The organism is Stenotrophomonas sp. HMSC10F07 (genome assembly GCF_001807895.1).
Taxonomy (GTDB): domain Bacteria; phylum Pseudomonadota; class Gammaproteobacteria; order Xanthomonadales; family Xanthomonadaceae; genus Stenotrophomonas; species Stenotrophomonas sepilia.
On sequence record NZ_KV791318.1, the window covers coordinates 46,651 to 59,775 of the forward strand.

General features: G+C 66.0%; 15 protein-coding genes, 1 pseudogene and 1 riboswitch. Of the genes and pseudogenes, 6 read left to right on the forward strand and 10 right to left on the reverse strand.

The window, feature by feature from the left end:
• The first annotated feature begins 12 nt into the window (after nucleotides 1–12).
• Nucleotides 13–687 carry a hypothetical protein gene (locus tag HMPREF3114_RS00965; protein ID WP_053497781.1) on the forward strand — a complete coding sequence of 225 codons (675 nt, stop codon included), beginning with the start codon at nucleotides 13–15 and terminating at the stop codon, nucleotides 685–687.
• Nucleotides 688–740: 53 nt separating this feature from the next.
• Here the strand turns inward: HMPREF3114_RS00965 and HMPREF3114_RS00970 are convergent, their stop codons facing one another.
• From HMPREF3114_RS00970 to HMPREF3114_RS00985, 5 genes and pseudogenes are all read right to left on the reverse strand, one after another.
• Nucleotides 741–1,115, reverse strand: a complete 375-nt coding sequence (locus HMPREF3114_RS00970; RefSeq protein ID WP_053497779.1) for a hypothetical protein — start codon at nucleotides 1,113–1,115, stop codon at nucleotides 741–743.
• A gap of 490 nt (nucleotides 1,116–1,605) precedes the next feature.
• Nucleotides 1,606–2,637 (reverse strand): ACR3 family arsenite efflux transporter, encoded by a 1,032-nt coding sequence (gene arsB / locus HMPREF3114_RS00975; protein ID WP_053497777.1) that lies wholly within the window; start codon nucleotides 2,635–2,637, stop codon nucleotides 1,606–1,608.
• Nucleotides 2,638–2,650: 13 nt separating this feature from the next.
• Nucleotides 2,651–3,154, reverse strand: coding sequence for an arsenate reductase ArsC (locus tag HMPREF3114_RS21330; RefSeq protein ID WP_053497817.1), 504 nt, complete (start codon nucleotides 3,152–3,154; stop codon nucleotides 2,651–2,653).
• Nucleotides 3,155–3,190: 36 nt separating this feature from the next.
• Nucleotides 3,191–3,610: pseudogene (arsN2, locus tag HMPREF3114_RS21335) on the reverse strand (arsenic resistance N-acetyltransferase ArsN2); the annotation flags it as partial.
• 1 nt (nucleotide 3,611) lies between these two features.
• Entirely contained in the window at nucleotides 3,612–3,941 is a 330-nt protein-coding gene (locus HMPREF3114_RS00985; RefSeq protein ID WP_053497775.1) for an ArsR/SmtB family transcription factor, read from the reverse strand.
• A 17-nt stretch (nucleotides 3,942–3,958) separates the two neighbouring features.
• Between HMPREF3114_RS00985 and arsH the strand changes: the two genes are divergently transcribed.
• Nucleotides 3,959–4,687: an arsenical resistance protein ArsH gene (arsH, locus tag HMPREF3114_RS00990; protein ID WP_053497773.1), complete on the forward strand. Its 729-nt coding sequence runs from the start codon at nucleotides 3,959–3,961 to the stop codon at nucleotides 4,685–4,687.
• Nucleotides 4,688–4,702: 15 nt separating this feature from the next.
• On the opposite strand, the gene HMPREF3114_RS00995 is transcribed toward arsH, so the two are convergent.
• The 3 genes from HMPREF3114_RS00995 to HMPREF3114_RS01005 all read right to left on the reverse strand — a co-directional run bounded on the left by HMPREF3114_RS00995 (nucleotide 4,703) and on the right by HMPREF3114_RS01005 (nucleotide 7,028).
• Nucleotides 4,703–5,389 (reverse strand): L,D-transpeptidase, encoded by a 687-nt coding sequence (locus HMPREF3114_RS00995; protein WP_053497771.1) that lies wholly within the window; start codon nucleotides 5,387–5,389, stop codon nucleotides 4,703–4,705.
• A 158-nt stretch (nucleotides 5,390–5,547) separates the two neighbouring features.
• Nucleotides 5,548–5,820 (reverse strand): hypothetical protein, encoded by a 273-nt coding sequence (locus HMPREF3114_RS01000; protein WP_005420910.1) that lies wholly within the window; start codon nucleotides 5,818–5,820, stop codon nucleotides 5,548–5,550.
• Nucleotides 5,821–6,032: 212 nt separating this feature from the next.
• Entirely contained in the window at nucleotides 6,033–7,028 is a 996-nt protein-coding gene (locus HMPREF3114_RS01005) for a DUF2268 domain-containing putative Zn-dependent protease (RefSeq protein WP_229766007.1), read from the reverse strand.
• A 161-nt stretch (nucleotides 7,029–7,189) separates the two neighbouring features.
• Between HMPREF3114_RS01005 and HMPREF3114_RS01010 the strand changes: the two genes are divergently transcribed.
• The 4 genes from HMPREF3114_RS01010 to HMPREF3114_RS01025 all read left to right on the forward strand — a co-directional run bounded on the left by HMPREF3114_RS01010 (nucleotide 7,190) and on the right by HMPREF3114_RS01025 (nucleotide 10,018).
• On the forward strand, nucleotides 7,190–7,765 hold the full coding sequence (locus tag HMPREF3114_RS01010; protein ID WP_053497769.1) for an OmpO family porin: 576 nt from the start codon (nucleotides 7,190–7,192) through the stop codon (nucleotides 7,763–7,765).
• Nucleotides 7,766–7,947: 182 nt separating this feature from the next.
• Nucleotides 7,948–8,283: a YecR family lipoprotein gene (yecR, locus tag HMPREF3114_RS01015; protein WP_053497767.1), complete on the forward strand. Its 336-nt coding sequence runs from the start codon at nucleotides 7,948–7,950 to the stop codon at nucleotides 8,281–8,283.
• A gap of 254 nt (nucleotides 8,284–8,537) precedes the next feature.
• Nucleotides 8,538–9,512: a Dyp-type peroxidase gene (locus HMPREF3114_RS01020; RefSeq protein WP_049398607.1), complete on the forward strand. Its 975-nt coding sequence runs from the start codon at nucleotides 8,538–8,540 to the stop codon at nucleotides 9,510–9,512.
• 86 nt (nucleotides 9,513–9,598) lie between these two features.
• The gene (locus tag HMPREF3114_RS01025) at nucleotides 9,599–10,018 is read left to right on the forward strand and encodes a hypothetical protein (RefSeq protein WP_053497765.1); all 420 of its coding nucleotides are present in this window, start codon (nucleotides 9,599–9,601) and stop codon (nucleotides 10,016–10,018) included.
• 95 nt (nucleotides 10,019–10,113) lie between these two features.
• Here the strand turns inward: HMPREF3114_RS01025 and pnuC are convergent, their stop codons facing one another.
• Nucleotides 10,114–10,686, reverse strand: coding sequence for a nicotinamide riboside transporter PnuC (gene pnuC / locus HMPREF3114_RS01030; RefSeq protein WP_053497813.1), 573 nt, complete (start codon nucleotides 10,684–10,686; stop codon nucleotides 10,114–10,116).
• Nucleotides 10,687–10,694: 8 nt separating this feature from the next.
• Entirely contained in the window at nucleotides 10,695–12,884 is a 2,190-nt protein-coding gene (locus HMPREF3114_RS01035) for a TonB-dependent receptor (protein ID WP_053497763.1), read from the reverse strand.
• Between the two features lie 70 nt (nucleotides 12,885–12,954).
• Nucleotides 12,955–13,050: riboswitch (TPP riboswitch) on the reverse strand.
• Nucleotides 13,051–13,125: the final 75 nt, after the last annotated feature.

A 13,125-nucleotide genomic window follows, 5' to 3' on the forward strand; every position in this document is an offset into this window, starting at 1 on the left:
CAAGGACATGCGATGAAGATGCGAATCACAGGGATGGCGATGATGGCCGCGCTGCTGGCAGCCTGCGGACAGGCACCGGAGAAGGCGGCCGAGGCCGCGCCTGCGGCAGCGCCCGCGCCGGCCACCGAAACACCGGCCGCCACGGCCACGGTGGTCGAGAAGGAACCGTCCATCGAAGACAGCGTGGACCCCGCGGTGTGGGACAGCGAGGGCGAACCGGAAGACCCGGGCGCCGGCGGCGAACTGACCTGCGCGGACAATCCGCTGGCGACCCACTTCTTCACCCTGGTCGGCGGCAGTACCGTGGACGACTGCGGCCGCAAGGACCCAAAGGTGCTGGCCGCGTTCGATGCGCTGATGAAGGGCACGCAGGACGCCGAATCCACTGACAAGGATATGCCGTCGCTGCGCAAGCGCCTGTTGAGCGGACCCAGCGGCCCTGGCGAGCTGCTGGTGCTGCAGGGCGAGCCGTGGTGGTTCTACACCGCCTGCCAGGCCCACGACTGCCCCGGCACCGCGTTGGCGATGCTGTACTCACCCACGCAGGCGAAGCTGGTCGGCCGTCTTACCGCGCGCTGCCGTGTGTGGTGGCTGGGCGAGCCGACGGCGGAACAGCGTGAGCAGATCGAACAGCGCCAGCCACTGCAGGATGCCGCGCTGAAGGAAGACAGCACGCTCTGCGAGTGATGTCGCGCCCGCGCAGGGCCGTGCCCGGCGCAACGGCAGGCGATGTTCCCGCGTTACCCTTCTGGCCGCATGCGTGCGCTGACCTGCGCGGTCAGCGACAGACTGGCCATCATCAGGCCCTCCATCACGCGGTCGCCCACGTACTCCTCGTCGGGACCGTTCTGGCGCACGCGCTCGGCAGCCAGCAGCATTTCCAGCGCCACGCGCAGGCCGGTCAATGCGCAATCCGCGTCGGCCAGCGCCATGCGGCGGCCCGGCATCTGATGACGTTCGGGCCAGGGTTGGCCGTCGGCGGCGGCGCCCTTGCCGATGCGGTCGAGGGTGGCGATGAAACCGAGAGGATCCTGCTGGTGCGGTGCTTCCGAAGGCGCGTCCGCGTTGGCGGGCACGTATTGCGTGCGTAGTCGGGAGGATTCGGGTGTGCTCATGGCAAGGGCTCCGTGCAGGACAGACGGTAACCGCCACATAGAGGTGGCGGGCGGAGACGTGGCTCGAAAACCGGGAGATCACGAACAAGACCGGCAGGCGCAAGGCCTCCACGCTCCGCCCGCCATAGCCGGCAGACGGAATGCCAGCCGGCGCCACGCGGGGTGACGCCGGCTGGCAAGCGCAAACAACGTTCGTGATCTGACGGGTTTTCGAGGCCCGGCCACCCATTTTCCGGCGGCCCACCATCTGTACCGCCGTCGCTGCGCAACGCCAATCAGAAGAGTTGCATTCAACGCTGGATCAAAGACGCTTTTGGCATTTTTGCATGCTGTTAAGCCGTCGCAGACGCAGGCGCCGCAACGGCCGTAGCGGCATGGGGAATATGCGACATGGGTCGAAGTTGATGACGTGGCGTACGGGCACCCCACCAGGCCGATGACGACAGTGCGGGGCGAAGAACGCAAATCGACTTCGGCGCACTCCGGTGTGTCAGTGCTCTTCGCGTCTCTCATACCAGCCCTGAGTACGGTTCACGATCCGCACCACGGACAGCATGACCGGCACCTCGATCAGCACGCCTACCACCGTCGCCAGCGCAGCCCCCGAATGCACGCCGAACAGTCCCACCGCGGTGGCCACCGCCAGTTCGAAGAAGTTGCTGGCGCCAATCAGTGCTGACGGGCCGGCCACGCAATGTGCCACGCCCAGGCGGCGGTTGAGCAGGTAGGCCAGGCCCGAAGTGAAATAGACCTGGATCAGGATCGGCACGGCAATCAGCGCGATCACCAGCGGTTGCTTCACGATCTGCTGGCCCTGGAACCCGAACAGCAGCACCAGCGTCAGCAGCAGGGCGGACAGCGACAGCGGGCCCAGCCGTCGAAGCGCACGCTGCAGCCTCGCCTCGCCGCCACGCGAAAGGATCCAGCGCCGCAGCAACGCGGCCACCAGCACGGGCACCACGATGTAGAGGCCAACCGACAACAGCAGGGTGTCCCACGGCACGCTGATCGCCGACAGGCCCAGCAGCAGTGCAACCACCGGCGCGTAGGCCACCACCATGATCGCGTCGTTCAACGCCACCTGGCTCAGGGTGAAGTTGGCATCACCGCGGCACAGGTTGCTCCACACGAACACCATGGCGGTGCAGGGCGCGGCCGCCAGCAGGATCAACCCGGCGATATAGCTGTCGATCTGCCCCGGCGGCAACCAGTCGGCGAAGGCATGGCGCAGGAACAGCCAGCCCAGCAGCGCCATCGAGAACGGCTTGACCGCCCAGTTGATGAACAACGTGACGCCGATTCCCTTCCAGTGCTGCTGCAACTGGCGCATCGCAGTGAAGTCGACCTTCAGCAGCATCGGGATGATCATCAGCCAGATCAGCACCGCAACCGGCAGGTTGACCTTGGCCACTTCGGCGGAGGCCAGCGCCGCGAAAGCACCGGGCAGGACGTGGCCCAGCAGCGTGCCCATCGCAATGCACAGCCCAACCCACAGCGTCAGGTGTCGCTCGAACAGGCTCATGGCAGTGGCACCGTCACTGCGCGCCGTCGGTCGGCAGCAACTGGCCGATCCGGTCCAGCGCGTGCTGCAGCGTTTCGCGTTCAGACCACGCCGATTCGGGCAGTGCGAGCAGCGCACGCAGGCGCGTTTTCACGATGGCATGGGCCAAAGCGAAGGCTGCGGCCTTGTCGGCATCGCTGCCTGCTACGGCGGCCGGATCGGGCAGGCCCCAATGGCTGCGGATGAAGTCGCCGAACACCACGGGGCAGGCTTCGGCAGCGGCCGCGTCACACACGGTGATCACCAGATCCATCGGGGCCGCCTCCACGAACTCATCCCACGACTTGCTGCGCAGACCTTCAACGGGCATTTCTTCGGCCTGCAACTGGGCGAGCGCGAATGGATTGACCTGACCGGTAGGCTGGCTGCCGGCACTGAAGGCGGTGAAGCGATCGCCGCCCCAGGCCCGCAGGGTGGCTTCAGCCAGCACGCTGCGGGCGCTGTTGCCGGTACAGAGGAACAGGACATTGCGGGTCATGTGGCTTCCGTGGTCAGTGAGTGGCTTGGACATGCAAAGCGCGCTGGCCGGGCAGAGACCAGTGAACTCGGCAGAGCTGCGGATCGCCTCCGCTATCTGCGCGCGATCGCATCCGGCATAGCCGTGCCGCGCGAACCACGGGCCTGCCGACGTCGTCAGCAGCACCAGTTCCCAGACCTGCATGCGGCGGGCCATGTCCTCGGCCGCTGACAGCAACGCGCGCCCAAGGCCGGTATTGCGTCGGTCGTCGGACACCACCAGCGAGCGAAGCAGGGCCGACGCGCCGAAGATCTGCAATCCAACGGCACCCACGGGAACGCCGTCGAGGTCTGCGACGAGAAACGCCACCTCGCTGCTTTCCAGATCGGCCACGGGCAACTGCGCCTGCTGCAGAAGGTCGCGGATGGAGCACAGGTCGTCGCGCGTGCCTGCACGAATCACCGGGTCGGGTTTCATCTCAGCACCTGCATGCCGGTTCGCTCACCGCGCACCGTTCATCCGGGGAGCCCGCGCAGCAGTTGTGCGTCAGGTACTGGATCAACCCGTTCATCGCATCGAAGTTGGCGCGGTAGCAGACGTGGCGGCCTTGGCTCTCGCTCTCCACCAGCCCGGCCTGCACCAACTCCTTCAGGTGGAAGCTGAGCGTGGCTGGAGGCACCTGCAGGGCCGTGGCGATGTCGCCCGCCATGCGCCCTGCCGGGCCGGCCTCCACCAGCAGCCGGAAGGCAGCCAGACGCGTGGCATGCCCGAGGGCGGTCAGGGCAGCGATTGCATTCGACGTTTCCATATTTCTAGAATAATCGAATGAATAAGCCAATCACAAGCCTGGACCTGCCCAACCTGGTGGAATCGTCATTGCCCCAGCCCAATCATCACCAGCTCGCCGCGTCAGATCTGGGGCCGCCACGCATTCTCCTGCTCTACGGCTCGCTGCGGCCCCAGTCGTTCAGCCGCAAGCTGGCGCTGGAAGCCGAGCGGCTGCTGCGCCACCTGGGGTGCGAAACCCGGGTGTTCGATCCGCATGCGCTGCCGATGCTGGACAGCGTGGACAGGAATCACCCCGAAGTGCAGCGACTGCGCGAATGGTCACAGTGGTCCGAAGGGCAGGTCTGGGTCAGCCCCGAGCGGCATGGCACGGTCACCGGCGTGTTCAAGAACCAGATCGACTGGTTGCCGCTGGAAGATGGCAGCGTGCGGCCGACGCAGGGCAGGACGCTGGCGGTGATGCAGGTGAGCGGCGGCTCGCAGTCGTTCAACACCGTCAACACGTTGCGCGTGCTCGGCCGCTGGATGCGCATGCTGACCATCCCCAACCAGTCGTCGGTGGCCAAGGCCTGGCAGGAATTCGATGACGACGGCCGGATGAAACCCTCGCCGTACTACGATCGGGTGGTGGACGTGATGGAAGAACTGGTGAAGTTCACGCTGCTGACGCGGGGCCGGTCGGACTACCTGGTGGACCGCTACAGCGAGCGCAAGGGCGACGCGCACGCCGCGGCATTGGCGCGGGCTGCAGGGGCTACGGCTTCCTGAGTTCCAGCACGCGCGCTACCTGCTCGCGCGCTGCGCGCCCTTGCTGTTCTCGTCCTTTGCATCGCCACGGCTCTGCGCGAACGCGGGGAAGGTCTTCGCGATCGAATCCTTGTCCGGCAGGATGTAGAACACACCGCCCTTCTGGAACGTGGATTGCACGATCTGTTCGTAGAAGCCGGGCGAAACGTTGATGCAGCCGTGGGTGACGCGGTTGTCGTCCGGCGTCGGCGTCGCCAGTCGTTCGGCGCGCTTTTCCTTCGGGCTGCCCGGTGGCAGCGGATGCATCGACACGGCGGAATCGTAGTCCACCCACAGCACGCGCCCGGCATCGTCGGAAGGGCCATAGGCGCCAATGAAGCGGCCCGCAGGCGTGGTGCGGTCGTGGCCGGGAATCGCGCTCAGGGCAAGCTTGGCGACGCCGGGTGCGGAATGATCGCCGATGGCCGAACCGAACAGTGCCGGCGCGGCGCCGCGCAGCTTGCCGTCGCCGCCGAAGACCAGGACCTGCGCGGCGGCCTTGTCCATGATCGCGAACGGATAACCCTGATTGTCCTTGCTGGCGACCACCCAGCCGGCCAGCTCGATCACTGTTTCGGAGACGCTCTGGTCGGGCGGAAGTTCATCAACGGCGGCCGCCGGTGGTGCGGGTGCGTCCTTGTCCCTGGCGTTGGCTACGCCGCTGCATGCAACGGCCAGTGCCACGGCCAGAGTGGCGTGCAGGGCGCGGTGTGCAGGGGAGGAGGAGGTACGAATGGGACGGCTCCTGGCAATGCAGATCTGAGGTGGAAGGACGCCAGTGGCCGGCGAGGGCCACTGGTTCCCGATACAGAGGTGGATCAATTCAAACAGTGAGGGAGCGATCAGCCGCGCGGCTTGCGTCCGACGGGTGCCCTTTCAAGCTGCTGCACGCGGCCTTCGATCTGGTCCAGGCGCTGGTTGGCCTGCTGTGCCGACTGGTTGGCGGACTCGGCACTCTGTGCAGCGCCCTGCACCTTTACATCGAGCTGATCGAGGCGCGAGTTGATGGTTGCGAACTCGTCCTTGTAGGTGGCACAAGCGCCAAGGCTCACGGTGGCGATGAGCGCGACAGCAAGTGCGCGGGCCGTCTTCATGTGTTGCGGGTTCAGGTTCATTGCACTCCCTCCTTCGTCTGGGGAAGCTGGAATATAGCGGCGTTTGTTCCCCACGCTGACAAGCGCTTTCAGCTGAAATTGGAAGACGTGGAAGGATTGTGAAATGTATTCATCAGTAAAGCTTAACGAGTGAGATCAGGCGAGCTGATGTGCACAGAGGCGATGGCCTTGCGGTTGCTCGAATCGCCCAATTCATCAGCCTGAAGACGGCCTCATTCCTTCCCGTTTTCCACTGGCCCACACGCCGGGCGCCATTCACTTGCGGCAAGCAGTGCCGGCGCACTTTCCGGACGCACCGCTAGCAGCGTGGCAACGGCACCGGCTTTATCATCGGCGCGGGCAACGTAGTCAGCGGCAATGCGGTAGCCGATCCAGTAGCCAAGATCGCCGCGGCGCGTTTCGTCGCCGGCTCCGTTGTAGAGCCATTGCGTCAGATCAGTACCGGCGCTGTCCCGGGCGAACTGGCGTTCCAGGGCGCATTCGCGGCCCTGCGTCCAACGACGCAGATGCGCGTTGGCCGGTTGCCCCGAGATCAGTTCGCCCACGTACTCGGCGCCGCCTTCAAGCAACGTCTGATAGAGCAGGGTGGGCTGCGCGACATCGACGCTCGCACCGGGCTGCTGCACGTGCACGTACTCATGGGCGATCAGGTGCACGAAACGATCGCCGATGTCGGGCTGCATCCAGTCGGCGTTGCACAGCGCCTCCAGTCCGATCACCACGCCGTCGGGCGTGGTGACACCGCCGCTGTTTCCCCGACCCACCAGCACGGTGACCGGCGGAAAACGTGCGGAGGGAAGCAGCGTGCCCAACCGATCGAGTGCCTTGGCAACCCGCTCGCGGATCTCCGGCAGCGCCGTCGCACAGGTACGGGCTTTGGCAAACAGCGCAGGTTTGTGCTGGATCGCATCGGCAAGACGATCCATCGAGCCGATACGGCTGTCAGTGAAGCTGCGTAGTGCATCCGTACCCGCATGCAGATAGCCGCGCTGCAGATCGTCGGCACTTGGCTTCCCTCCGCTTGCATCCAGCACGCTGAAGAAGCGCGCGACATCGTCGGTCTGAATCACGATGCGCCCGGAAGGGCGGGTACGCTCGGCTGCGTTGGCTACCTGCAGCATCATCGGCAGGGCGAAGAGCAGCAAAGCCCGCACTGTGCGCCGGGCATGAAGCGGAAACAGCAGTGACGCGATGGATGCGTGCGGCATGAGGAGTTCCCTGAACGCCAGCCTTATTTATATACCAGTCAGTTCAATATTCAGGGTCGATTAGACCCCCTAACGGATAATTCACACCTGTCGACCGCCTCCTCTCTCTCCCCCTCCCGGGAGGCGGCCGACGAAACCAAAATAATTAAAGGTGTGTCCCGATGAACAAGAATTCGCTGCTCGCCCTGGGTCTTCTGGCTGCCCTGCCGTTCGCTGCATCGGCAACCGATGGCCTGTCGTACAACTACGTTGAAGGCGGCTATGTGAACACCGATGCCAAGGGCGGCGACGCCGATGGCTGGAAGGTGAAGGGTTCCGTGGCGGTGCACCCGAACTTCCACATCTTCGGCGACTACAGCGCGCAGGAGACCGACAAGTTCAAGAACGACGTCGACCAGTGGCGCATCGGTGCCGGCTACAACTACGGCATCGCACCGAACACCGACCTGGTGGCCCGTGTCGCGTACCAGAAGTTCGACATGAAGCACGGCCTGGACTTCAACGGCTACTCGACCGAAGTCGGCGTGCGTACCGCGTTCAACCCGTACGTGGAAGGCTACGTGATGGCCGGCTACGAGGACTACGCCAAGAAGCACGGTATCAACCCGGACGGCGAGTTCTACGGCCGCGTCGGCGCCACCGCCAAGTTCAACCAGAACTGGGGCCTGAGTGGCGAAGTGAAGCTGGCCAAGGCCGGCGACCGCGAGTGGTTCGTGGGCCCGCGCTTCACCTGGTAACAAACGCCTGTCGTTAGAGCGTGTTGTGCTGGCGTGTGACTCTCTCTCTCTCCCACACGCCAACCGAAGCCCGGCCTCGCGCCGGGCTTCTTCTTTTCTGTGCATCCGGTAGAGTGCAGGGCCGCAGGGCGGTCCTGCAGAGCCTGGCGCGGCGGATTCCAGCGCAATCACGATCAAGGGACATGATGAAGATGAAGGCGATCACTGCTGTGGCAGCACTGCTGCTGCTGCTGGGAACGGCGCAGGCGCGTTCGAGCGCCGAATGGAATCTGAAAGGCGCCAACCGTTCGGAAGGCCGGGTTGTGCTGACCCTGGTGAGCAAGACGCCCGAACTGACACCAGCCAACCGGCAGGCGGCCGAACAGACCGCAACGCGCCAGTGTGCAACCTGGGGCCTTCCCGCTGCCGAACTGAACGGTGAGATCGAGCGTGCGTGCGATGGGCGCAGCCGTTTCGGCAAGTGCAAGCGGTGGCAGTTCACCATGCCCTTGCAGTGCAGTGCCGCGGTTTCACAGTGACGTCGTGTCGTTTGCCGCAGGGCATGGGGGTGCCCCGACGAGGTGTTCGACTGGCTGCGCGAACGCGGTCTGCCAAGCGGTCGCTGCCAGCGTATCGCCCGGAGTGGGCCGCAGCAGTTCCATGTAGCGCAGGAATGCACGGTGCTGCGCGCTGGACGGAACGAGAACTGCTCCGTCGCCGGTCAGGCGGTTCCGCTATGATCCCGGCACGTCGCCATTGACGATGCACCCGCCTCAAGCCAGCAGGAACTGCCGTGAATTCCCAGCCCGCACCGATCACCGCCCTCAACCACACGCTCGACAACGAGCCGCAGCAGATCACCGCGCCGCTCACCCATTCGGCGGCGTTCCTGGTGCTGAAGGTGAAGGATGACGAGGCGTCGATCGCCAAGGCGCGGGAGGTGCTGGCCAGCACCGATGATCTGATCAAGAACACCGCCATCCGCGAGATCGAGCGCACTTTCACCTGCAACGTGGCCATCGGTCATCGCGTGTGGCAGCCGCTGGTGGGCACCACGCCGCCGCGCGAGCTGAAGCCGTTCCGCGAGATCAAGGGCGCGACCCACACCGCTGTGTCCACGCCCGGTGACCTGCTGTACCACATCCGCGCACGCACCATGGACCTGATCGTGGCGTTCGAGCGTAACCTGCTGATGGCCTTCGGTGATGCGGTCGAGACGGTCGATGACGTGGCCGGCTTCCGCTACTTCGATGGCCGCGACCTGCTCGACTTCGTCGACGGCACCGCCAACCCGGAAGGACTGTCGCTGCCGGAAGCCACCATTGTTGGCGATGAAGACCCGGAGCATGCCGGCGGCAGCTACGTGGTGGTCCAGAAGTACCTGCACAACCTCGATGCCTGGCGCGCGCAGAAGACCGAGGCGCAGGAAGCGATCATCGGCCGTACCAAGCACGACAACATCGAGCTGGACGATGCGCCGGCCGATGCGCAGAAGTCGCACAAGACGCTGTGCACCATCGAGGACGCCGATGGCGAGCACGAAATCCTGCGTGACAACATGCCGTTCGCCAACCCGGGCCGTGGCGAGTACGGCACCTACTTCATCGGCTACACGCGCCGCCTGTGGGTGATCGAGAAGATGCTCGAGCGCATGTTCATCGGCAATCCCGCGCCGCTGCACGACCGCATCCTCGACTTCTCCACCGCCACCACCGGCGTGACCTTCTTCGCGCCCTCGCGCAAGGTGCTGGCCGACCTGGGCGAGTGATCGCGCCGGGCCATCACGGCCCGCCATCTGCCTGTCATCTATGGCGCCGACCATGGCGCGCTGGATGGGAGCGCAGGAGGCAGGCGATGGCCATGTCAGCAAACAGGACCGGCTTGCGCCGTTGGTGGCGGCCTTTGGCCGCAGCGTTCGGCGCACTGGCACTGGGAAGTGCCGCAGTGTCCGCACACCAAGCCCCTGCGCACTGGATGGCCTACGCCACCGCCGTGGGTGGCCAACTGCAGCAGCGCCTGCAGCAGGAGCAGGACCCGCAGGCGCAGCGCGTGCTGCAATGGCTGCAGGCACACCCGGACACGCCCACGCCGCTGCCGGTGAGCGTGTGGATCGCGGCGGATGGCCATATCTCGAAACTGGAATTCGACAGCCTGGGTGACGCCCGGGTCGACGCCGACCTGCGCGCGACGCTGCAGGCCGCGCCGTTGCAGGCGGCTCCGCCGGCCGACATGCGCCAGCCGCTGCGACTAGGCCTGGTGCTGGAGCCGAAGTAATCCACGCCATGCGTGGATGGGCCTACCGGTGACCCTTCAGCCACGCATGGCGTGGCTCTACTGTGGATGGCCAGCGCACAGCCCGGCCATCCGCATCAACGAACCGGCGCCACCTGCGGTTCGCGTGCGGCCGCGCTCCATGCGCGCAGGCCGAACACGGCCAGGCCGAGGAAGAACACGTACAGCGCGGCGGTCACGTGCAGCGACTTGAACAGGTACGCACCCACGTAGACCACGTCCACCGCGATCCACACCCACCAGCAGGCGACGTGGCGGCGCGCCTGCCACCACTGGCCGACCAGGCTCAGCGCGGTCAGCATCGCGTCCAGCCAGGGCAGTGCGGCATCGGTGAAGGTGTGCATCCCGGCGCCCAGCATCACGCCGCCGCACAGGCCGATGGCCAGGTCGCGCAGCAGCTTGCCGCGCGCCAGCGGCACGATGCGGATGCTGCCCTCATCGGCGGCGTGCTGCCGCCAGTTGAGCCAGCCGTAGACCAGGAAGCCACCGAAGGCGACCTGCAGCAGGGTATCCGAGTACAGCTTGGCCTCGGCGAACACCAGCCCGTACAGCGTCACCGACAGCAGGCCCACCGGCCACGCCGCCAGCCGGCGCCGGGCCATCAGCCAGACGCCGAGCACACTGAACAGCGCGGCGGTCCACTCCAGCATCACGCCGCTCACAGCGCGAACGTCACCGACAGGCGCGCCTGTCGTGGTGCACCGGGGAACAGGTAGTAGTCACCGCCGCTGCTGCCGGTATCACGCCAGTAGAAGCGGTTGAACACGTTGTCCACCGACAGGTTCCAGGTCACCGCACGCTCGTGCAGGCGATGCTGGAAGCGCAGGCCGGCATCGAATACCGAATAGTCCGGTGCGCGCACGCCGCCGTCGGCACGTGCCACGTTGGCACCGGCATAGCGCCAGCCGCCGGTGACATCCAGGCCCTGCACGAACGGCAGCGCGTAGGCCACGTGCACACTGGCCCGTACCTTCGGCACGTTCACCAGCTGATGGCCTTCATAGGCCGGCGTGCCGGTATCGCGCGCGCGGGCCTGCAGCACGCTGGCGCTGGCGACGATCTGCAGCGCATCGGTCAGCTGCCCGTTGGCGGTCAGCTCCAGGCCGGTGTGGGTCTGCGTGCCTTCCTCGACGAAGGTGTAGCCGACGTCGCTGCTGTCGGGCTTGGCGTACTGGTACGGCTGCGAGATGCGGAACACGGCTGCGCCCAGCGTCAGCGCCTCGACCGGCACGTACTTCACGCCCACTTCCAGCTGCCGCGACTGCACCGACGGCAGGAAGGTATCGGCATTGCTGGTCCAGAACGGCGCTTCCTGGCCCAGCGAAATGCCGCGCACATAGCTGGCATAGGCGTTGAGCTGGTCGGTAGCCCTCCACACCAGCGCGGTCTGCGGCAGGAACCGGGACAGGCGGCTGTGCCGCTGCGGGGTGCCACGCTTGTCGTAGGCACGCTCGTCCAGGTGCACGAAGCGGCCACCGGCCAGCCACTGCCAGTCATCACCGAAGCTCATCCGGTCCAGCGCGAAGAACGCGGTCTGGCGGCTGTCCAGGCGTCGTGCGGATGGGCCCGGCATCTTCGGCGATGGCGCGAACACCGGCACCGGTGCCTCGTGGATGTTGCTGGTACCGACGTACTCGTTGACGCTCGGGCGCTTGTCCACGGTGCGGCGGAAGTAGTCGGCGCCGACGGTCAGCTGGTGGCCGACGCTGCCGGTCTCGAAGCGGCCACGCAGCTCGGCACGGGCCTGCTGGTTGCGGCGGGTATCGTCCGGACTGCGGTAGTCGTAGACGTCGTAGTCGCCGTTGGGTGCGAAGTAGTTGCCCGGCACGCTGCCATTGGCACATTGCGCGGCGTAGTAGCAACCGTAGGCGAAGGCGACGTTGTCATCGATCACCGAACGGCTATGGCCCACCGATACACGTGATTGCCAGGCGTCGTTGAAGTCGTAGGTATGCAGCGCGGTGATGTTGGTGCTGGCGATATCCACCGGGCGCTGCCACGGCTGGTAGCCGAGCAGATGCTCGCGGTCGACACCGCGCGGCAGGTCACGCGCGCCCAGCAGCTGGTAGCCGGACACCGAGCGCTGCGCGCTGGTCTGGTAGTTGGCATCCACTTCCAGCTTGCCGCGCTCGCCGATCAGCCAGTCGGCAGCCAGCGAGTAGAAGTTGCGGCGGCCATCGGCATGCTCGACGTAGGATTTGCTGGAATCCCATGCGGCATTCAGGCGCAGGCCGAAGCGCGGGGTGATCCAGTGGCCGACATCGACGGCGACGTAGCGCGAGCCTTCCGAATCAGTGCCGAGCGTGGCGGTGCGCACTTCGGCCGGGCGCTTGCCGATGTAGTTGATGATGCCGCCCGGCGCCATCACCCCTGCCGCCAGGCCGGCTTCACCCTTGAGGATCTCCACCGACTGCACGTTCTCCAGCGCCAGGCGCTGTTCGCCGGCGATGGACAGGCCGTTGAAGCGGTAGCCGGTGGCGCCGTCCAGGGCGAAGCCACGGATGGCGATGTTCTGGTAGTAGCCCACCGGCGCATAGGCATCACCCAGCGAGGCATCGTTGCTGGCCAGCTCGGACAGCGAGCGCACCTGGCGGCGGTCGAGGTAATCGCGCTCGAGCACGTTCACCGAGGCCGGCGTGTCCTTCCACGAACCGCCACCGAAGGCGTTCACGCGCGAGGTATCGGCCTTCAGTTTGCCGGCCTGCACGCGCACCGCTGCCAGTTCGGTCGGCGAATGCTCGGCGCCGGTGGCAGCCGCATCGGGGGACGCTTCGGCCTCGCTGGCGTGCAGCGGCAGCGCGGCGCAGAGGGCGAGGGAGAGCAGGGTGGGGCGCAGGCAGCGGTTCATTCGATTCGTCTTCGGACAACAAGGGAGACGAAGCGACGGCGCGCAGGTGCACCGGCCCATGACGGGGGTGTGGCTGCGGCTCAAAGCTCCCTACGCCGGTGCAAACCGGATCAGGTTCCAAGGGACTCTCTCAGCCTGGCAGATCCAGGCACCCCCGCTTCAGGTGACCATTTCACTACAAATGGTACGGATTTGCGAGCGCCACCCGGGGTCAGATCCCTTTCCTGCGGAAAGGGATCTG